Annotated in this window: 14 protein-coding genes and 1 pseudogene; 7 read left to right on the top strand and 8 right to left on the bottom strand. The window is 69.9% G+C overall.

The genetic code is table 11. The features are described from left to right. Positions 1–98: 98 nt before the first annotated feature. On the bottom strand, positions 99–2,270 hold the full coding sequence (locus tag OOK40_RS31405) for a tetratricopeptide repeat protein (RefSeq protein WP_266488335.1): 2,172 nt from the start codon (positions 2,268–2,270) through the stop codon (positions 99–101). A 182-nt stretch (positions 2,271–2,452) separates the two neighbouring features. Between OOK40_RS31405 and OOK40_RS31400 the strand changes: the two genes are divergently transcribed. Then, a complete protein-coding gene (locus OOK40_RS31400) occupies positions 2,453–3,568 on the top strand; it encodes a radical SAM protein (protein ID WP_266488333.1) in 1,116 nt (371 codons plus the stop codon). After that, complete coding sequence (locus tag OOK40_RS31395) at positions 3,556–3,744, top strand: hypothetical protein (protein ID WP_266488331.1); 189 nt, start codon at positions 3,556–3,558, stop codon at positions 3,742–3,744. Before OOK40_RS31400 ends, OOK40_RS31395 begins: the two co-directional genes overlap by 13 nt. A gap of 3 nt (positions 3,745–3,747) precedes the next feature. On the opposite strand, the gene OOK40_RS31390 is transcribed toward OOK40_RS31395, so the two are convergent. Both OOK40_RS31390 and OOK40_RS31385 read right to left on the bottom strand, forming a co-directional pair. Then, positions 3,748–4,641: a hypothetical protein gene (locus OOK40_RS31390; protein ID WP_266488329.1), complete on the bottom strand. Its 894-nt coding sequence runs from the start codon at positions 4,639–4,641 to the stop codon at positions 3,748–3,750. A 523-nt stretch (positions 4,642–5,164) separates the two neighbouring features. Continuing rightward, positions 5,165–5,572: a CoA-binding protein gene (locus tag OOK40_RS31385; protein ID WP_266488326.1), complete on the bottom strand. Its 408-nt coding sequence runs from the start codon at positions 5,570–5,572 to the stop codon at positions 5,165–5,167. Positions 5,573–5,673: 101 nt separating this feature from the next. Here OOK40_RS31385 and OOK40_RS31380 point away from each other — a divergent pair, with 101 nt between their 5' ends. From OOK40_RS31380 to OOK40_RS31370, 3 genes are read left to right on the top strand one after another with little or no spacing between them, the layout of a single operon-like run. Beyond that, the gene (locus OOK40_RS31380) at positions 5,674–6,300 is read left to right on the top strand and encodes a YigZ family protein (protein ID WP_266488324.1); all 627 of its coding nucleotides are present in this window, start codon (positions 5,674–5,676) and stop codon (positions 6,298–6,300) included. 42 nt (positions 6,301–6,342) lie between these two features. After that, positions 6,343–7,509: an exonuclease SbcCD subunit D gene (locus OOK40_RS31375; protein WP_266488322.1), complete on the top strand. Its 1,167-nt coding sequence runs from the start codon at positions 6,343–6,345 to the stop codon at positions 7,507–7,509. Continuing rightward, entirely contained in the window at positions 7,506–10,610 is a 3,105-nt protein-coding gene (locus tag OOK40_RS31370; RefSeq protein ID WP_266488320.1) for an SMC family ATPase, read from the top strand. Before OOK40_RS31375 ends, OOK40_RS31370 begins: the two co-directional genes overlap by 4 nt. Positions 10,611–10,736: 126 nt before the next feature. Here the strand turns inward: OOK40_RS31370 and OOK40_RS31365 are convergent, their stop codons facing one another. Then, positions 10,737–12,419: a DUF885 domain-containing protein gene (locus tag OOK40_RS31365; protein WP_266488318.1), complete on the bottom strand. Its 1,683-nt coding sequence runs from the start codon at positions 12,417–12,419 to the stop codon at positions 10,737–10,739. Positions 12,420–12,478: 59 nt separating this feature from the next. Then, on the bottom strand, positions 12,479–12,961 hold the full coding sequence (locus OOK40_RS31360) for an Lrp/AsnC family transcriptional regulator (RefSeq protein ID WP_266488317.1): 483 nt from the start codon (positions 12,959–12,961) through the stop codon (positions 12,479–12,481). Positions 12,962–13,020: 59 nt separating this feature from the next. On the opposite strand from OOK40_RS31360, the gene OOK40_RS31355 reads away from it, so the two are divergent. Further along, positions 13,021–14,220 (top strand): PLP-dependent aspartate aminotransferase family protein, encoded by a 1,200-nt coding sequence (locus tag OOK40_RS31355; RefSeq protein WP_266488315.1) that lies wholly within the window; start codon positions 13,021–13,023, stop codon positions 14,218–14,220. Here the strand turns inward: OOK40_RS31355 and OOK40_RS31350 are convergent. The 3 genes from OOK40_RS31350 to OOK40_RS31340 form a co-directional block, all read right to left on the bottom strand. Beyond that, the gene (locus OOK40_RS31350) at positions 14,156–15,553 is read right to left on the bottom strand and encodes a GNAT family N-acetyltransferase (protein WP_266488308.1); all 1,398 of its coding nucleotides are present in this window, start codon (positions 15,551–15,553) and stop codon (positions 14,156–14,158) included. The genes OOK40_RS31355 and OOK40_RS31350 overlap by 65 nt on opposite strands. A gap of 145 nt (positions 15,554–15,698) precedes the next feature. After that, positions 15,699–17,276 carry an alkaline phosphatase gene (locus OOK40_RS31345; protein WP_266488306.1) on the bottom strand — a complete coding sequence of 526 codons (1,578 nt, stop codon included), beginning with the start codon at positions 17,274–17,276 and terminating at the stop codon, positions 15,699–15,701. A 94-nt stretch (positions 17,277–17,370) separates the two neighbouring features. Further along, positions 17,371–18,819 (bottom strand): PLP-dependent aminotransferase family protein, encoded by a 1,449-nt coding sequence (locus tag OOK40_RS31340; protein ID WP_266488302.1) that lies wholly within the window; start codon positions 18,817–18,819, stop codon positions 17,371–17,373. 46 nt (positions 18,820–18,865) lie between these two features. Here OOK40_RS31340 and OOK40_RS31335 point away from each other — a divergent pair. Next, positions 18,866–19,705, top strand: a pseudogene (locus OOK40_RS31335) (DMT family transporter); the annotation flags it as partial.

The following is a 19,705-nucleotide window of genomic DNA, read 5'->3' as shown; positions in this document are numbered from 1 at the left end:
TGACCATGCGGCCTCCTCGCAGGCGCTGCGTATCTGAGGGAGGTACGCCCGGCGAACGAGCCAACGAATCTCGGTCCGCTGCCTCAGTATTGGTTCGGCTATTGCTGACTCCCGCCATCGACCGCGCACAATTCAAGGCTCACGTCTGCCGCATCACGGTGCCCCAGGCCCTCGAGTATCGCCAGCGCGCGCTGCCCGTGGTTTCGGGCCTCGAGGGGCTGGCCCATGTTCTTGAAAGCGTCGGCAAGAACGCGCAAAGTGTTCGCCTCGCCCAGGCGATTTCCGACTTTCGTGTGCAGATCGAGCGCCTGCCGGCCGCAGCCGACCGCCTCATCGAAGCGACCCAGGGACAGATGCGTAGCGGCAAGTTTGTCCAGAACGAGCCCCTCACCGTATGCACGGCCGAGGTTCCGGAAAATCCTCAGAGACTCCTGCAGCGAATCTATCGCTTTGTCATCGCGTCCCAAGGCGCGGTACGCGGGGGCGATGTTCTCCAGAGTGTGAGCGGTAAGGGAGGCATCGCCGTTCCGTTCGGAGGCGGTCAGAGCCTGCCGCAGGCAGTCGATCGCCTCCTCGAAGCGGCCGAGCGACACCAGAGCGTCTCCAACGCTGTTCAGGTACCAGCCCTCGTCCTCGCCGATCTCTCGGCAGACCGCCAGGGCCTCGCAATTGTGCTGCAAGGACTCCTCGTACCGACCGCAGTAGTAGTGCGCGGCCCCCAAGGTCCTTAGGACAGTCGCCTCTGCAGCTCTGTCATCCAGACGCCGAGCGGCAGCCAGACCCTTCTCGGTGGACGTGATCCAGTCAGTGGTCGGACTTCGTAACTGGAAGAAGGATCGAAGCGCGATGGGCAGCTGCCAAGCCACGACGTCCTCGCCCAACTCGGCGGCCTGGCGGCAGGCTGAGAGAAGATTGAGAAACTCCCTCTCACACCAGTCCGTCGCCGCCCTGCTGGAGCGGAACTCGATCGTCAGCGCAGGGTCGGGACGGTCGCCCACCGTCATGTCGAAGGGTGCGGCACCCCGGCGGACGTCGAGCACTGCCGCCGCTGCCTCAGCGGCGAACAGATACCACGTCAGGAGCCGCCGCAGGGCGGCCGCACGATCCTCTTCGGCATCGTCCGCCAAGGTACGCTCGGCGGCGTAGTCGCGAAGCAGATCGTGGATCCGATAGCGATCGGGTCCCACTGTCTCGAGCAGGTGTGAACTGGCGAGCCCGGCCAGGACGCGGGCGGCCTGTGTCGGCGTGAGCCCGGTAAGAGCCGCGGTCGCGGTAACACAGATCTCTGGCCCTGATGGCAGCCCGAGCAGGCGGAACGTCCTTGCGGCTGTCGGGGACAGGTTGCGGTACGACCAGGAGAAGACCTCACGGACCGCCGTTGTCTCGTCGTCATCGTTGGTTGCCAGCGCATCCAGTCGACTGCTTCCGGACTCAACCTCCGCTGCCAGTGCCTCGATGGAGAGATGCGGGCGAGCAACTGCCTGCTCGGCGGCGATGCACAGGGCCAGAGGGAGGTGGACGCAGGAGCCCGCCAGCTGGGCCGAGGCCGCGGGTTCAGCATCTACGCGGGGCCTGCCGATAATTGAGCGGAGCAGTTCGATCGATTCCTCCGGGGCGAGCGAGTCGATGACGATCCGCTGAGCCCCTTCTCGGACGACCAGACCGGACAGCTGGCTGCGGCTGGTCACGAGCACGAAGGACGGCGATGTGCCGGGAAGGAGGGGGCGCACCTGAGCGGCATTGCGCACATTGTCCAGCAGAATGATCAGACGTCGCCTGCTGACGAGCGTACGGTACAGACTTGTCCGGGCGCCCAGGTCCTGAGGGATGCGTTCCGGAGGCACGTCCAGACTCAAGAGGAAATGCTCCAGGGCCTGGAGGGCCGAGAGCGGAGGGCCGACGTCATAGCCCTGGAGATTGATGTACAGATCGCCGTCGGGGAAGCGCTCTCGCAGGGTGTGGGCCCAGTGAACCGCGAGGGCCGTCTTTCCGACTCCGGCAGCGCCGGCGAGTGCCGAGACCACCACGGTCGGCTGCGCACTCGCGTCCGAAGTCGCCAGGATCGCCTCAAGCCGAGCAAGTTCCGCCGCCCTGCCGGTGAAATGGGTCGGCACGGGGGGAAGCTGCCGGAGTACCGTCGCCTGTCTTGCCCGGTCGGAGTGAAAGTGCACGCCACCGAGAATGTGACCCGCCTGGATGATGTTGTCTGCAGAACCGGAAAGATCGTTGTGCGTGCCGCTCAAGGGATGTGGATCATTTCGATCTGTCATGCGCCACAATAATCCTCTGAGTGTGGGGTTTTATGATACCGGGGCGCGTCAAGGCCTGTCCATAACAGTGAAGAAGCGGACGCCTCGGATCCGGAAATGCTCAACGCCGGTGCCATTGACAGGGTTGCGGCGCCGCTGTTGCATGGAAAGGCACCCGTAGGACGGCCCCCAGGAGCGTGCGCGTGCGTTCGGCGTCCGAAGAGGAGAGCGGGGCAACTCTTGGTATGCGGCCGTCCTTGATGGTGATGCAGCCCACGACGTTATGCAATCTCGACTGCAGATACTGCTATCTACCAGATCGGGAAAAGCGCCTGGACATGCCGGCTGCCGTCAACCGTGCCGCCGCAGAGGCGGCAGCACGCTGGAGCGACTCCGGCCATCGCGTGGAAGTCCTCTGGCACGCGGGCGAGCCGCTCACGTTAGGCGTTCGAAAGTTCGAGGAATTGCTTTCCGTGTGGCTCCCCGGCACAGTCCATCGGTTCCAGACGAATGCCACCCTGATCGACGACGCCTGGTGCGACCTGTTCGACCGGTATCGCGTCCAGATATCCGTCAGCGTGGACGGCCCCGAGGCCATGAACCTGGGCCGTGTCACACGAGCGGGTGCACCAGCCGGGCGGAGAATAGCGGCGGGGATCGCGGTGCTGGTGCGCAGAAGGATTCCGTTTGACGTGCTGTCCGTGCTGCGTGATCCCTCGCCGGAGGCTGCTCGATCCATATACGCCCATGCATGCGACCTCGGGGCGGAACAGCTCGGAATCCTTCCTGAGGAGGCGAAGGGCTCGCACCGTGCCCCGTCGCGAGCGACCAGAAGCGAATGGGTGGCGTTCTTCGCTGAACTCTTCGCGCAGTGGCGGGCGAATCCTGTGGTGCGGCTGCGGGAGCTCGAATCGGTGGCGAACTGCTATGACGCGGTGCGATCAGGCATCACTGCAGCAGGAATCCTGGACATTCCTGTAGAGCCCATTCCGACCATCTCTTACGACGGGGAGGTGGCCGTCATGTCTCCGGACCTCGCGGGCTTCGGCCATCCACGGCACGGGTTGTTCACCATTGGCAACGTGCTGAAGCACCCCCTCGAGGATCTGCTCACCCGGGCCGGTGCCGTGGAGTGGGTCCGTGAGGCGCTCGCCGGTGTGGACGCGTGCCGTCGGAAGTGCCGCTACGCCGCGGTCTGCGGCGGAAGTTGGCCGGCGAACAAGTACTTCGAGCTGGGTCGACTCGATGGCACCGAGACGTCCTACTGTCGAAATCTTCATCAGGCGAAGATCGAAGGAGCGCTGTTATGTCGACCATGATCTCTGAACCCGATCCGGACATGAGCCTCGAAGAGACCATCCTGGCCCACGCGGAACGTCTCGAGTGGCTGCTGCGGCCGATATGCAGGAGCGGTGCCAATGCCCTCCCCGTCGGTGGCCTCGTCTTTCACAAGTTCCAGTCGATGAACCAGACCTGGAGCCGGGCAGGTGCCTGATCCTCACATGTCGGAGAATGCGCGACGGGGAAACTTCCCTGCGAAAACAAGGGCACGAGACGTGTCCCGATGCCCTTCCATCGATCCGTCGTGCATTGCGATTCCGGCGGGCAGGACCACGAGTTCTCCGACTTCGATCGTCCAGACGAGGCAAACGATCCTTGACGCCTCGTCCGGGTGCTCGACCAGGAAGTCTCGGAGATTCTTGGAAGTTGGTATGTCCTCGCCGTTGCCAGGACTCACCCGGTCAGACAGATGCAGGCACGACATGTTCAGTGCCACAACAATTGAGCGGGTGCCGGGCCCCATGTTGTGAATGATGCGCCGATCGGCCGATGCGACGCGAACGCTGCGCGCATAACGTTCGCCCTCGCCGCCGCTTGTCCATGCGTTGTCGTAATGCATGCCGACACGGCGGGTCCGGATGGACTCCGAGTACCGTTCGATGCGAGGGTCGGCCACCGTGGTCGTCCGCGTGCCGGGCCGGGCCGTGAGGACATCCACCAGTCGTCCCGAATGCGGCCCCAGTGCATACCGGGAGCCGTGGTGCGGGAGAAAGTCCAGTTGGGCGGCCTCTTCCGCGGCATCTCTCACCAGCCGGTCAGAGCAGGGCAGCCTCCCGAAGCCAAGGCACAAGCCGGCAGGTGTTTCGGGAGCCGCCACGAACTGCATGATGGCCTCGAGGTGCTCGGTTGCCAAAGGGATAGGAGCATCTGGGACGATCGCGTGCTCAGGGAACCCTCCGTGCGCCACCTCCTCAGGAGTCGCCAAATGGATTCCGCATACCGACAGACGGTTCCGGTGCGTCCGCAGCCATTCACTCGTGCAGTCGAGTCTGATCGACCTGTCGTCGACGCATAAATTCGTCAGCCGGGTGTCCATGGAGTCCGTTTCCATACATCGTCCTCGCAGTCGGCAGGGTGGCGATGTGATGAGCATTCTGTCGGATGCGGTGGAAACGCGCCGCCGCATCCGCAAGGCCCGCAACGTTTACGACCGGATGCCACCCAGCCCGAGCGACGACGCCTTCGACATCCGGTGGCGCCGCTTCCTCTGCTCTACCTCAGCGGCACGCACTCTGCCCTCGGCAGGAGCTCGCTCGCCCGCCGGATCCAGGACGAGCACTCGGGATATACCCGCGTGTACCGGCATCGACCCCGCCGTGCGCGCGTTGGAAGCCGGTCGCGATGGTGAGGCGTTCGACAAGCACCGGTCTGACCTTAACCCGTGCAATTCGACGGCCAGATCCCGGCTGTCCTGGGTCCGAAACAGTTACCCCAACTGGTGCCTCCCGGAGATGGATTCCCGTATCGGCGCGTGCCCAGGCTCGGCACATACCCGCACAACCCGTGTGCTCCCAAGAGTCCCCGTGCTTTCCCACGTTCTCCCTTGCCGGGTCCGGTGTCGGGCCGCGCCCTCGTCAGCCCAGCCGGGGGATCTCGATCGCCGGGCAGCGGTCCATCACCATGTCCAGGCCGCTCGCGCGGGTGCGCTCATAGGCGTCCTCGTCGATCACGCCCAGCTGGAACCAGATCGCCTTCGCGCCGATCGCCGCCGCCTCGTCCGCGACCGGTCCCGCGAGGCCCGAATTGACGAAGACATCGACCACGTCGACGTCGAAGGGGATGTCCGCGAGCGTCGCGTACCCCTGCTCGCCGTGCACCGTCTCGGCCTTGGGGTGCACCGGGACGATGCGCTTGCCGTAGCGCTGGAGGACGTCGGCGACCCCGTACGCCGCCCGTGACTGGTTGTTCGACAGGCCGACGACCGCCCAGGTGTCGCCCGTGGAGGTAAGGATCCTGCGGATCGTCTCTGCGTCTGCGTACATGCATCTGACAACGGGCGGCCCGCGCGGAGCATTCCCCTCCGCCTCCCTCGCCTCCGCTTCCCTGCGCGCTCTTGTCCTTCGCAGGCGCATAGGGTGGCCGGATGCAGGAGCAGTACCGGACGGTCGCCCGCGCGGGCGTGCACGAGACCGAGATCAACAGATCGCGCTTCATCTGCGCGCTCGCGCCCGCCGCGACCGAACAGGAGGCGCAGGCCTTCGTCGCACGCATCCGCAAGGAGCACCCGACCGCCACGCACAACTGCTTCGCGTACGTCATCGGCGCCGATGCCTCCGTACAGAAGGCGAGCGACGACGGCGAACCCGGCGGCACGGCGGGTGTGCCCATGCTGCAGATGCTGATGCGGCGTGATGTCCGCTATGCCGTCGCCGTCGTGACCCGGTACTACGGCGGTGTGAAACTCGGCGCGGGCGGGCTGATCAGGGCGTACGGCTCAGTCGTGGGCGAGGCCCTGGACGCGCTGGGCACCATCACCCGGCAGCGGTTCCGGCTGGCCACCGTCACCGTCGACCACCAGCGGGCAGGCAAGCTGGAGAACGATCTGCGGGCGACCGGACGCACGGTGCGCGAGGTGCGGTACGGGGAGGCAGTGACGATCGAGATCGGGCTGCCGGACGCCGATGTGGACGCCTTCCGCGGCTGGCTGGCCGACGCCACGGCGGGGACGGCGGGACTGGAGCTGAGGGGCGAGGCGTATGGAGACGCCTGAAGCCGCCCGTGATGTCAGACCCCACCGATACTCTCGGGGATCATGAGATTCCTGCATACGTCGGACTGGCACCTGGGGCGTTCGCTCCACCGGGTGAGCATGCTCGACGCCCAGGCGGCGTTCCTCGACCACCTGGTGGCGACGGTGCGCGATCGCGACGTGGACGCGGTACTGGTCGCGGGAGATGTGTACGACCGGGCGGTGCCGCCGCTCGCCGCCGTCGAGCTGTTCGACCGCGCGCTGCACCAGCTCTCCGCAGCCGGAGTGCCGACCGTGATGATCTCCGGAAACCACGACTCGGCGCGCCGGCTCGGTGTCGGGGCGGGGCTGATCGAGCGCGCCGGGATCCATCTGCGGACCGACCCGGCCGGGTGCGCGACACCGGTGCTGCTGAGTGACGCGCACGGCGAGGTGGCCTGCTACGGACTGCCGTATCTCGAACCGGCCCTGGTGAAGGACGAGTTCAGGACGGAGAAGGCGGGCCACGAGTCCGTCATCGGCGCGGCCATGGAGCGGGTGCGCGCCGACCTCGCGACCCGGGAGCCGGGGACCAGGTCCGTGGTCCTCGCCCACGCCTTCGTGGCGGGCGGCGAGGAGAGCGACAGCGAGCGGGACATCACCGTGGGAGGCGTATGTGCCGTGCCCGCCGGGGTCTTCGACGGCGTCGACTATGCCGCCCTCGGCCATCTGCACGGCTGCCAGACCATCACCGAGCGCGTGCGCTACTCCGGATCGCCGCTCGCCTACTCCTTCTCGGAGACGAGCCACCGCAAGACGATGTGGCTCATCGATCTCGGCGCGCACGGCGAGATAGAGGCCGAGCGCATCGACTGCCCCGTGCCGCGGCCGCTCGCCCGGCTGCGCGGACCGCTCGGTGAACTGCTCGACGACCCGGCCCTCGCAGCGCACGAGCAGTCGTTCGTCGAGGCCACCATTACCGACGCCGTCCGCCCGGCCGAGCCGATGGCGCGCCTGGCCGAGCGGTTCCCGTACACCCTCAGCCTGGTCTTCGAGCCCGAGCGCTCCGACAAGGAGGAGATCCTCTCGTACGCACAGCGGCTGAAGGGACGCGACGACCAGCAGATCGCCGAGGACTTCGTGGCCCATGTGCGCGGCGGCAGCGGGCCCGACGGACTTGAGCGCACCGTCCTGCGCGGTGCTTTCGACGACGTACGGGTGGACGACGGCGTGCGCGAGGTGGCCAGGTGAGACTGCACAGGCTGAGCCTCACCGCCTTCGGTCCCTTCGCAGCCGCCCAGGAAGTCGACTTCGACGAGCTCTCCGAGGCCGGGATCTTTCTGCTGCACGGCCCGACCGGAGCGGGCAAGACATCCGTCCTCGACGCCGTCTGCTTCGCGCTGTACGGGGCGGTGCCGGGCGCGCGGCAGAGTCCGGGCGCCTCGCTGCGCAGCGACCATGCGACGGCCGGGACCTTCACCGAAGTCTGCCTCGAACTGACCGTGGCGGGACGGCGGTTGGAGATCCGGCGGCGGCCCGCCCAGCCCCGCCCCAAGAAGAACGGGCAGGGCTTCACGACCGAACGGGCCCAGAGCTGGCTGCGCGAATACGACGCCAAGGAAGGCGCGTGGAAGGCGCTGAGCCGTTCCCACCAGGAGATCGGCGAGGAGATCGCGCAGCTTCTGGGGATGAGCCGCGACCAGTTCTGCCAGGTGGTGCTGCTGCCGCAGGGGGACTTCGCCCGCTTCCTGCGCGCCGACGCGGAGGCGCGCGGCAGGCTGCTCGGGCGGCTCTTCGACACCCGCCGCTTCGCCGCGGTCGAGGAGCGCCTGGCCGACAGGCGGCGCGGAGCCGAACAGCAGGTGCGGGCCGGTGACGAGCGGCTGCTCGCGATCGCCCACCGGATGGAGCAGGCCGCGGGCGCGACGGCGGGGGACTGGCCGCCGCCCCGGCAGCAGCCGGGGGATCCCGGACTCGCCACGGCCGTCCTGGAGTGGGCGGCCGTCGCCCGCGCGGGTGCCCGGGAGACTCTGGGCATCGGCGACTGCGCGTTGGCCGCGGCGGAAAGCCGGCAGGCGGCCGCCCGCCACGCCCTGGACGCCGAGCGCGAACTGGCCAGGCTGCAGACGAGATACGCGGACGCACGGCAGCGGCGCGAGGCCGTGGAGGCGCGGCGCCCCGAGCGGGACCAGAACCAGGCCACGCTGGAACGGGCCCGCAAGGCGGAGCTCGTCGAACCCGCGCTGAGGCTGCGGGACGACGCCGAGCGAGAACACCGCGCCGCGCACGCCGACCGCGACCGGGCGCGCGGCGGGCTGCCGCCCGAGCTCAAGGACGCGGGAGCGGAGCAGCTGTCCGCCCTGGAGCGGAAGTTGCGCCAGGACCTGGGCGGCCTGGAAGCCGCCCGGCGCGCGGAGCAGCGCAGCGCGGAGATCACCCGCGAGCGGGCGGACCTCGACCGTCAGGCTCGGGCGGACGAAGACCTGCTCCAGGACGCGGCGAGCTGGCTGGCGGACTGGGACAGGGTCCGGCGGACCGGCCAGGAACGGATCGCGGCCGCGCAGGAAGCGGCGACGCGCGCGGAACACCTGGCGGGGAAGCTCGAACCGGCGCGCCGCAGGGCGCGGGCAGCCCGCGAACGGGACGAACTGGCGGCACGCACCGCGCAGATGAAGGAGCGGCTGCGTACGGCTCGCGAACGCGCGAACGCGGCCCGCGAGAGCTGGCTCGACCTCAAGGAACGCCGGCTGAGGGGCATCGCGGCGGAGTTGGCCACAGGTCTGGTCCCCGGCGAAGCCTGCGCGGTCTGCGGTTCGGCCGACCACCCGGCCCCGGCCCGGGCGGGCGCGGGACACGTCGACCGCGCGGCCGAGGACGCGGCGTACCGGGACTACAGGCGAGCGGACGCCGCCAAGACGGACACGGAACGCGAACTGGCGGTAGTGCGCGAGACGTTCACGACGGCGAGGGACGAGGCGCGGACGCCGGCGCCGGGTTCGGAACCTGCAGGGGGCGAGGGTGCTGCGGCTGGTCGTCCGGGTGAGGCGCCGGACGAGACCGGCACCGGCACTGGCGCCGATCCTGACGCCGCCGAACTGTTCACCCTCGTCGAGGAGTTGGAGCGCGAGTACCGTCACGCGCACCACGTCGCCTCCGGCATGCACGACGCGCGCGAGGCGCTCGACCGCGCCGAGCGCGAGCACGAAGGGCGGCTCGCCGCTCAGCAGCAGGCCGAGCGGCGGGTCGCGGCGCGAACCTCGCAGCGGGAAGGTCTCGACCGGGAACAGGCGGCGCTGGAAAACGAGTTGGTCCGGGCCCGGGGTGGCGCGGCCAGTGTCGCCGAGCATGCCACGCTGCTGGAGCGCAGGGTGCGGCTGCTCGCCGGGGCAGCCGAGTCCGTGCGGTCCTTCGACCTCACCGCGCAGCGGCTGAAGGAGGCCGACGACCGGCTGGCCGACGCCGCGTTCCGGGCCGGGTTCGACACACCGCGCGCCGCTGCCGCCGCGCTGCTCTCAGTTGCTGAGCAGCGCGGCCTGCAGCACCGCATCGACGCCTGGCAGACCGAGGCGGCCGCAGTCGCCGACCGGCTGGCCGAGGCGGACACCCGTAGCGCCGCTGAGCATCCGCCCGCCGATCCGGAAGCCGCCCGCGCCGCCCACGACAACGCCGAGCGGGCACTGCGCGACGCCGCGTCCGCGCTCGCCGCCGCCCGCGACCGGTGCGCCGAGCTCGCGAGACTGTCCCGCCAGGCCGCGGCGGAAGTACTCCGGCTGGGCCCGCTGCGCGAGGAGTACGACCGGATCGCCCGGCTCGCCGCGCTCACCGCAGGCACATCCGCCGACAACGAACGCAAGATGCGTCTCGAGTCGTACGTGCTCGCGGCCCGCCTCGAACAGGTCGCGGCCGCGGCCACCGCCCGGCTGCAGCGCATGTCGTCCGGCCGCTACACCCTGGTGCACAGCGACACCAAAGCGGGTGGCAAGCGCGCCGGGCTCGGTCTGCACGTCGTGGACGCCTGGACGGGAAGCGAACGCGACACCGCGACGCTCTCCGGCGGTGAGACTTTCTTCGCCTCACTCGCCCTCGCGCTCGGCCTCGCCGATGTCGTCACCGACGAGGCCGGGGGCGTACGGCTCGACACCCTCTTCATCGACGAGGGCTTCGGCAGCCTGGACGACCAGACCCTGGACGAGGTACTCGACGTCCTCGACTCGCTGCGCGAACGGGACCGCAGCGTCGGCATCGTCAGCCATGTCGCCGATCTGCGCCGCCGTATCCCCGCCCAGCTGGAGATCGTCAAGGAGCGGCACGGCTCCGTCGTTCGGCTCCGTTCGGCTCCTCTCAGCGGCTGATCGCTCTCGCCGAACTGGGCTACCAGGTCAAGGAGATGACCCCGACGACGACCCGGCGGCCGGGCTCAGCGGGGTGTCTCGCCCCCGAGCCCGGCCGCCGCCTCACCCGCCCATGTGAACGGGTCGTCAGAGCTTGGACAGTTCGTCGACCAGATCGTCCAGCCCCAGCGACCCCTGCGACAGCGCCGCCATGTGCCACGCCTTCGCGTCGAACGCGTCGCCGTGCGCCTTGCGGGCGTTCTCCCGGCCCAGCAGCCAGGCCCGCTCGCCCAGCTTGTAGCCGATCGCCTGCGCCGGCACCGACAAGTAGCGCGTCAGCTCGCTCTCCACGAAGTCGGCCGGCCGCCCGCTGTGACCGCCGAAGAACTCCTGCGCCAGCTCCGGAGTCCAGACCTCGCCCGGGTGGAAGGGCGACTCCGCCGGAATCTCCAGCTCCAGATGCATGCCGATGTCCACGATCACCCGGCACGCCCGCATCATCTGCGCGTCCAGATAGCCGAGCCTGCGCTCCGGGTCGGGCAGGAACCCGAGCTCGTCCATCAGCCGCTCCGCGTACAGCGCCCAGCCCTCGGCGTTGGCGCTGACGCCGCCGATCGTCGCCTGATAGCGGGAGAGCTGGTCCGCGACATGCACCCACTGCGCGATCTGCAGATGGTGGCCGGGCACGCCCTCGTGGTACCAGGTCGACACCAGGTCGTACACCGGGAAGCGCGTCTCGCCCATGGTCGGCAGCCAGGTGCGTCCGGGCCGGGTGAAGTCCTCCGAGGGACCGGTGTAGTAGGGCGCCGCCGCACCGCCCGGGGGAGCGATCCGGGACTCCACCTTCCGTACCCGCTCGGCGAGTTCGAAGTGTGTGCCGTCCAGCGCCTCGATCGCCTCGTCCATCAGCTTCTGCAGCCAGACCCGTACCTCCTCGACGCCTTCGATGTGCTCGCCGTGCACATCGAGGTGCGCGAGCGCCTCCCAGGGGCCCGCGCCCGGAAGGATCTTGTCGGCCTCGGTCTTCATCTCGGCCAGCAGCCGGTGGTATTCGGACCAGCCGTATGCGTACGCCTCGTCGAGATCGAGGTCCGTGCCGTTGAAGTAGCGCGACCAGCGGGCGTAGCGCTCGCGCCCGACCGTGTCGGGCGCGTCCGCCACGGCAGGTGCGTACACATCGCGCATCCAGTCGCGCAGCTCGGTCAGGGCTTCGGTCGCCGAGCGGGCCGCGGCGTCGAGTTCGGTGCGGAGCGTGGCGGGGCCGTCCGCGACGAAGTCGTCGAACCAGCTCCGGTCCGTGCCGATCCACTCCGTGATTTGGCCGATATTCGTCTGCGTGGCACGTGGGCCGCCCAGGAGCTTGCGCTCCAGACCCAGTTCCAGCGAGGCCCGGTAACCCTCCAGCGCGTGCGGCACCGCACGAAGCCGCCGCGCGATTGCTGCCCAGTCCTCATCGGTTTCCGTGGGCGTCACGGTGAACACCTCGCGCACCGTATGCACCGGTGAGCGCAGATTGCTCACCGTACGCAGACCCTCATCAGCCTCGTGAACAGCGAGTTCGGCCGTCAGACGCTCCCGCAGCAGCCGCCCGCAGCGCCGCTCGGCGTCGTTCTCGGCACCCGGCAGCTTCTCCGCCTGGTCGAGCCTGGCCAGCGTCTCGCGTGCGAGCCCGGCGAATGCCTCCTGACCTGCGGGGGAGTAGTCGGGAAGGAGACCCGAGCTCTCCTTGACCCCGAGATATGTGCCAATCGTCGGATCGAGTTCGATGAGTGCGTCGACGTAGGCGTCGGCGACCTGGCGGGGCAGCTGGCTGCTGAGGGTGACTGACATGGGCACATCCTCATACGAGTGGGGCCTCCGCGTCACCATCATCGAGTCCCAGCGGCCTGTCAGCCACCTGTCTGAGGAGGCAGCAGCGGGCCGCAGTCCCACTGCTGGAAGATCAACCGTGTTTCGACCCGGGCGACCTCGCGCCGGGAGGTGAACTCGTCCACCACAAGTCGCTGCAGATCCGCGGTGTCCGCCACGGCCACATGCACCAAGTAGTCGTCCGGGCCCGTGAGATGGAACAGCGCGCGGGACTCGGGCAGAGCCCGGATGCGCTCGACGAACGGACCGATCAGTTCACGCCGGTGCGGACGGACCTGTACGGAGAGCAGCGCCTCCAGTCCCCGCCCCAGCCGGGCCGGGTCCAGGGCCAGCCGGTGCCCGAGGATCACACCGGAGCGGCGCAGCCTCGCCACCCGGTCAAGGCACGTGGAAGGAGCGACTCCGACCTCCGCCGCCAGATCGCGGTAGGTGGTCCGGGCGTCGTTCTGCAGGAGCCGGAGTATGTGAAGATCCACCGGGTCGAGAGCGACAGTTTCAGCCATTTGCCGAACGTAACACGGGCCATGGCCAAGACCTGCCGGTGGGTGTTCACAGTGCGGGCATGGAGAACGCAGCCTTCGCCGCCCACCCACCCCGGGCGCTGGCCACCGAAGCAGTCCACGCCGGACGCGAGGATCTCGCGCAGCTCGGTCTGCATGCCCCGCCGCTGGATCTGTCGACCACCTACCCCTCCTACGACGCCGCAGGCGAAGCGGAACGGATCGACGAGTTCGCCGCCACCGGAGCGCGCCTGGAGGGGCCGCCCGTCTACGCCAGGCTGGACAACCCGACCAACGCCCGCTTCGAGACCGCCCTGGCCAGGCTCGAGGGGACCGAGAGCGCGGTCGCCTTCGCCAGCGGCATGGCGGCCCTCACCGCCGTACTGCTGGTACGGGCGAGCATGGGCCTGCGCCATGTGGTCGCGGTGCGTCCGCTGTACGGCTGCAGCGACCATCTGCTCGGTGCCGGGCTGCTGGGCACCGAGGTGACCTGGACCGACCCGGCGGGCATCGCCGAGGCGATCCGGCCGGACACCGGCCTGGTGATGGTGGAGACGCCCGCGAACCCGACGCTGGCGGAGGTCGATCTGCGGGCCGTGCGCCACGCCTGCGGCTCCGTGCCGCTGCTCGTCGACAACACCTTCGCCACGCCCGTGCTCCAGCGGCCGGTCGAGCACGGCGCCCGGCTCGTGCTGCACAGTGCCACGAAGTATCTGGGCGGGCACGGCGATGTGATGGGCGGAGTGGTGGCCTGCGACGAGGAGTTCGCGGGCAAGCTGCGCCAGGTGCGCTTTGCGACCGGAGGTGTTCTGCACCCGATGGCCGGATATCTGCTGCTTCGGGGACTGTCGACCCTGCCGGTACGGGTGCGGGCCGCCTCCACCACCGCCGCCGACCTGGCCTGCCGCCTGGCGGCCGACCCGCGCGTCGCCCGCGTCCACTATCCGCGGATCGGCGGTGCAATGGTCTCCTTCGAGGTGTACGGCGACCCGCACGCGGTGATCGCGGGCGTACGGCTGATCACCCCGGCCGTCAGTCTCGGCAGCGTCGACACCCTGATCCAGCACCCCGCCTCCATCAGCCACCGCATCGTGGCTGAGGGAGACCGGCGCTCGGCGGGCGTCAGCGACCGGCTGCTGCGGCTGTCGGTCGGGCTCGAGGACGTCGAGGATCTGTGGCGCGATCTGACCGAGGCCCTCAGCGCTCAGCCTGTTCGAAGCGAGCGCGGGGGCGTACGGCAGTCGCGTCCAGTCGGGCGGTGATCACCAGGGTGCCCTCCTCGATCTGGAAGTCGAGCGGCAGCCCGAGGCCGCGCATGGCCGCGACCATGCCGGTGTTGGACGACTGGGTCACGGCGTAGACGCTCTCGCAGCCTGCTTCGACGGCAAGGTCGACCAGTCGGCCGAGCAGCTCCGCGCCGATGCCCCGGCGCTGCCAGGCGTCCTCGACGAGCAGGGCGACCTCGGTCTCGTCGCCGTCCCACAGCAGATGACCGAGGGCGACGAGCTTGCCGGAGGTCGTCTGCACGGCGAGTGTGCGGCCGAAGCGCGGGCTGAGCAGATGGTTGAGATAGCGGTCGGCGTCGCCGATCGGGCCGTGGTAGCGCAGGCTCAGGGTGCGGTCGGAGCAGCGGTCGTGCATGGCCCTCGCTGCCGGGACATCGCCCTGGTCGACGCGGCGCACGGTGATCTCATTGCCCTCGGGGAGGGTGAGGACGTCCTCGCTGCGCGGGACGCGGGGGCCGAGGCGGGCGTCCAGCTCGACCAGGGCCCGCGCCCGGGCGAACTCCGTGGGCGTGAAGGGGAGATAGGGCCGCTCGACGGTGATCGCGCCGCCGTTCGGGTCGCGCAGCCGCATCACCGTCTCCTCCAGCACGCCCTCGACGGGAGGCGTCTCGCCCGTGGGCCGGCCGGACAGGCTGACGGCGGGCAGCGAGTGGATCGTGCAGCGGCCGAGCAACTGGCGCAGCGCAAGCGGCAGTTCGGCCGCGTCCAGAGCGGTACGGGTGGCGAGGCCGAGCACCCGGGTCGGGGTGTCGACGAGATCGTGGGCGTCGGCGCGCTCGATCCAGGTGCTGCTGCCGCCCGCCGCCGAGATCTCCCGGGTCAGCTGCTGGGCCTGGAGGGACGTGGGGGCACGCAGCAGGAACTCGTCCACCGTGCCCTCGGCGAGCGGGTGCGTCTGCAGGGTCAGGATGTCCACCCGGTGCCGGGCGAGGGCGGTGCACAGCGCGGCGAGGCTGCCGGGGGTGTCCCGCACGGTGGTACGCATCCGCCACAGCGAGGTCTCCAGCAGCTCGCCGCCCCGAGCCCCGAGCTCGGTCACGCCGCCTTCCTGCGCCCCTCCGGCGGTATCGGACGTGAGCGCCGGAGGGGCGTGGCTGTGGCGTCGTGCCCACCATGTGTGGAAGGCGGCCGTGGCGATGAGCACCACGGCCGAGGCGATGAGCAGGAACGGGCCGTCGGGCCCGTGCCCGACCATGTTGGCGATGGCATCGGCGACGGCCACGGCGGTGAACATGGCCGCCAACTCGACGAGATCCCGACGCCAGTGGTGTGGACGGCGGGCGGTCTTCGCAGAAGTCACATCAGTCATGGCATCACTGTGACCGAATGGTGTTGCGTGATCACGAACGCTTTGTGACTGATGGGTTAAGCCCGGATCTGGGTCGCTATCGGCTGGTTTTCTCCGTTTCTGGCGTGGACTGTTCGGCTCCCTGATTCAAGGCAGCGCGCGCGTACTACTGCCCCACCCGCCCCGGCTGGAGCACCTTGCTGAACAGAACCGTCCCGCCCTCGGCCCGCAGCCGCACCGTCAGCTCGCCGCTGCCGCCGTCGATGTCGACCTCCCCGAAGTACTGCGGGGACTCCATCGGCGAGACATTGGCGCGCTCCGGCGCCCGCACGAAGACACGCTCGGGCCCGAAGGTGCCGTCGAGGGCGTTGGCCGGGAAGCCGCCCGCGGCCAGCGGACCCGAGACGAACTCCCAGAACGGCGCGAAGTCCTTGAAGGCCGCCCGCTCGGGCGCGTAGTGCTGCGCCGAGGTGTAGTGGACATCCGCCGTGAGCCAGAGCGTGCCCGTGATCCGGCAGTGCTTGATGAAACGAAGCAGCTCGGCGATCTGCAGCTCACGGCCGAGAGGCACGCCGGGATCGCCCTGCGCCACGGCCTCGAAGTCCGTCGCGCCGTCCTGCACGACCAGGCCGAGCGGCATGTCGGCGGCGATCACCTTCCACACCGCACGCGAGCGCGACAGCTCACGCTTCAGCCAGGCGAGCTGCTCGGCGCCGAGGATGCCCTGGGTGTCGTCGGCCTGCCGGCCGGGTGAGTTGGCATTGCGGTACGAACGCATGTCGAGGACGAAGACGTCGAGCAGCGGGCCGTAGCGCACCACTCGGTGGACACGGCCGTCGCGGCCCTGCGAGGGGAGCGTGGAGATCGGGAAGTACTCGCTGAAGGCCTGCATCGAGCGCTCGGCGAGCACATCCACGTTCTTCTCGGTGTAGCGCACATCGTCGAGGATCTGGCCCGGGTACCAGTTGTTGCGCACCTCGTGGTCGTCCCACTGCACGACGGTGGGGACCTGTGCGTTGAAGCGCCGGACGTTCTCGTCGAGCAGGTTGTAGCGGAAGTTGCCGCGGAAGTCGGCCAGCCTCTGCGCCACCTTGGACTTCTCCTCGGTGGTGATGTTGCGCCAGATCCGCCCGTCCGGCAGGGTCACGCTCGGCTGGATCACACCGTCCGCGTAGACCGTGTCACCGCTGCACAGGAAGAAGTCCGGGTCCAGGCGCCGCATTTCCTCGTACGCGCGGAAGCCGCCGACGTCCGGGTTGATGCCCCATCCCTGGCCCGCGATGTCGCCCGACCACAGAAAACGGACACCCTCTCGGCGCTTCGAGGGAGCCGTACGGAACGTTCCGTACACCGGCTCGCCCGTGCGCCGCGGGTCGTCGGGGTCGGCCAGCGTCACCCGGTAGTGCACCTGCTCGCCCGCGGGCAGGCCGCGCAGCGACGTCGTACCGGTGAAGTCCGTGCCGGGCCCGAGCAGGGGGCCGTGCCAGCGGTGCGTGTGCCGGAAGGAGTCCGTGGCCGAGGTCTCGACGATCATCCGGGCGGGCCGGTCCGAGCGGACCCACACCAGGCCGGACGAGGAGGTGACATCGCCGGTCTGCACACCCCAGGCGGCGCCGGGGCGGCCGGAGAGCGCCAGTGCGGGGGCGGCTGCCAGCGTGGGCAGTGCCAGCGCCGCCGACGCGGCGACCGTGCCACGCAGTACGGAACGGCGGTCGGGGGACGAACTCCGCGGGCTGTGCGACATCGCTGGGCCTCCTGGGGCAGGTCGGGCGGGTGTTCCGAGCCATGCCTAGCGCCCGGCCACGGCCGCAACGCGAACCCCGAGTGAACAACGCGCCCTACGGCATTGCCGCTTCGGCCATCAGGCGCACCCCGCGCACGATGTCGGACGGCGACAGTTGCGCGTACCCGATGACCAGACGTACGCCCCTGTCCTCGGCGCTCGCCACCCGGTAGTCGGCCAGCGGGCGCACCGCGACACCGGCCGCGGCCGCGCGATCAACAAACCGGGGGCCGGGGCCATAGCGCTCCGGGAGCGTCGCGATGATGTGCAGCCCGGCCGCGATGCCGCTGACCTCCGAGCCCGCAAACTGCTCCGCGAGCGCCGCGACAAGGGTGTCCCGCCGCTCCCGGTAGGCGCGCTGACAGCGGCGCAACTGCCGGTCGTAGCCGCCGCGGTCGACGAAGTCCGCAAGGAGCGCCTGGTCGAGGGCGGGGTTGCCGAGATCCATGGTGCGTTTGCGCTCGACCACCTCGTCCACCAGGCGGCCGGGCACCACCAGCCAGCCGAGCCGAAGCCCCGGAGCCAGTGACTTGCTGACCGAGCCCGTGTAGGCGACGCGGTCGGGGTCGAGCCCCTGCAGAGCTCCGACAGGTGCGCGGTCGTAGCGGAAGTCGCCGTCGTAGTCGTCCTCGACGATCAGGCCGTCCACCGACCGTGCCCAGTCGAGGAGTTCGGTGCGACGCCTCGCGGAGTAGGCGATTCCGGTCGGGAACTGGTGGGCCGGAGTGGTCACCACGGCACGGACACCGGACCGTTCCAGCGGCCCGGTGGTGAGCCCTTCGCCGTCCAGCGGCAGCGCCGTCGTGCTCAGCCCGGCCGCAGCGAACAGCGACCCGTGGTCGGGACTGCCCGGGTCCTCGACACCCACCGTCCGCAGGCCGTGGCCGTGCAGGACGAATCCGAGCAGCGTCATCGCCTGCGCGACACCCGAACACACCACCAGAGACTCCGGATCGGCCACCACGCCGCGCCGCCGGGTGAGCAACGAGGCCAGCGCGGTGCGCAGTTCAGGCAGTCCGCGCGGATCGGGATAGCCCAGGGCCCGGTGCGGCAGCCGCGCGAGCACCGACTTGTGCGTGGCGGCCCACGCGGCGCGCGGGAAGAGCGAGAGATCCGGCGTCCCTGGACGGAAGTCCACCAGAGCGCCGGGCGCACGCGGTGCCAGGTCCCGCGCCCCGCGCACAGCCGGGCGCGTGGCGTCGCCGACCCAGGTGCCCGAGCCCCGGTCGCTGCGCAGATACCCCTCGGCGGTCAGTTGCTCGTACGCCTCGGTGACCAGGCCACGGGAGACGCCCAGATCCGCGGCGAGCTCGCGGCTCGACGGCAGCCGGGTGCCCGCCGCGAGCCGTCCGGACCGCACGGCGTCGCGCAGCGCCGACTGCAGGGCCCGCCCGCGCTGCCGTGCCGGGGCGGCGGCCGCGGGCAGCAGCAGTTCCCATGCGGTGTTCCAGGCCTCACCGCGTGAAGATCCGCCCGCGGCCGAAGTGGTCCCCGATGACGTCATGGAAGTGGACCTTAACCGGGACCGCCCCGATCCATAGCGTCGCCACATGAACGCGAATTCCCTGCGCGGGGCGCTGCTCGTCAGCTTCGCCTACGTCCTCGTCGGCGCCTCCTTCACCGCCAACAGCGTCCTCGGGGACTATCCGTACGCGGGTGGTCAGGCGCTGCGCTACGCCCTGGCCTGTCTGCTCCTGCTGCCGCTGCTCGGCGGCCGGGCCGCGCTCGCGCCGCTGCGGGCCCTCGGCCGGTCGCAGTGGGTACGTCTGGCCGTGCTCGCCGCCGTCGGCATGGTCGGATTCAATCTGGCGATCCTGGCCGCGGAACGCACCTCGGAGCCTGCTGTGCCGGGCGTGTTCGTCGGCTGCGCGCCCGTCATCGTCGCCGTGCTCGTACCGCTGCTGGACGGCCGACGGCCCGCCCGGCCCGTTCTGTACGGAGCGCTGCTGGTGGCGGCCGGGGCCTTCACCGTCCAGGGGTGGGGCCGTACCGACCTGCTCGGCATGGTGTGGTCGGTGGGGGCGCTGGCGGGTGAGGTCGGCTTCGCCGTACTGGCCACTCCGGTGCTGCGCCCGCTCGGCCCCAAACTGCTCACCGCCACGGTCTGCGGCATCGCCGCCGTCGAATCCACGGTCATCGGCCTCGTCCTCGACGGCGCGGGCTTTGTGCGCGCGCCGGGGCAGACGGAGACGCTCGCACTGCTGTGGCAGGCGGCCGTCGTCACGGTCGTCGGATTCGTCACCTGGTACATGGGTGTTCAGCGCATCGGCGCCGAGCGCGCCACGCTGTTCTCCGGACTGATCCCCGTCGCCGCCGCCCTGAGCGCGCCGCTCGTCGGGACGGGCTCGTTCGGCGCGCCCCAGGCGGCGGGCGGTGTGCTGGTCGGGGTG

Origin of the sequence: Streptomyces sp. NBC_01481 (assembly GCF_026339995.1) — a bacterium.
In the GTDB taxonomy this organism is placed as follows: Bacteria; Actinomycetota; Actinomycetes; order Streptomycetales; family Streptomycetaceae; genus Streptomyces.
This window is presented reverse-complemented; position numbering and strand designations above follow the sequence as displayed.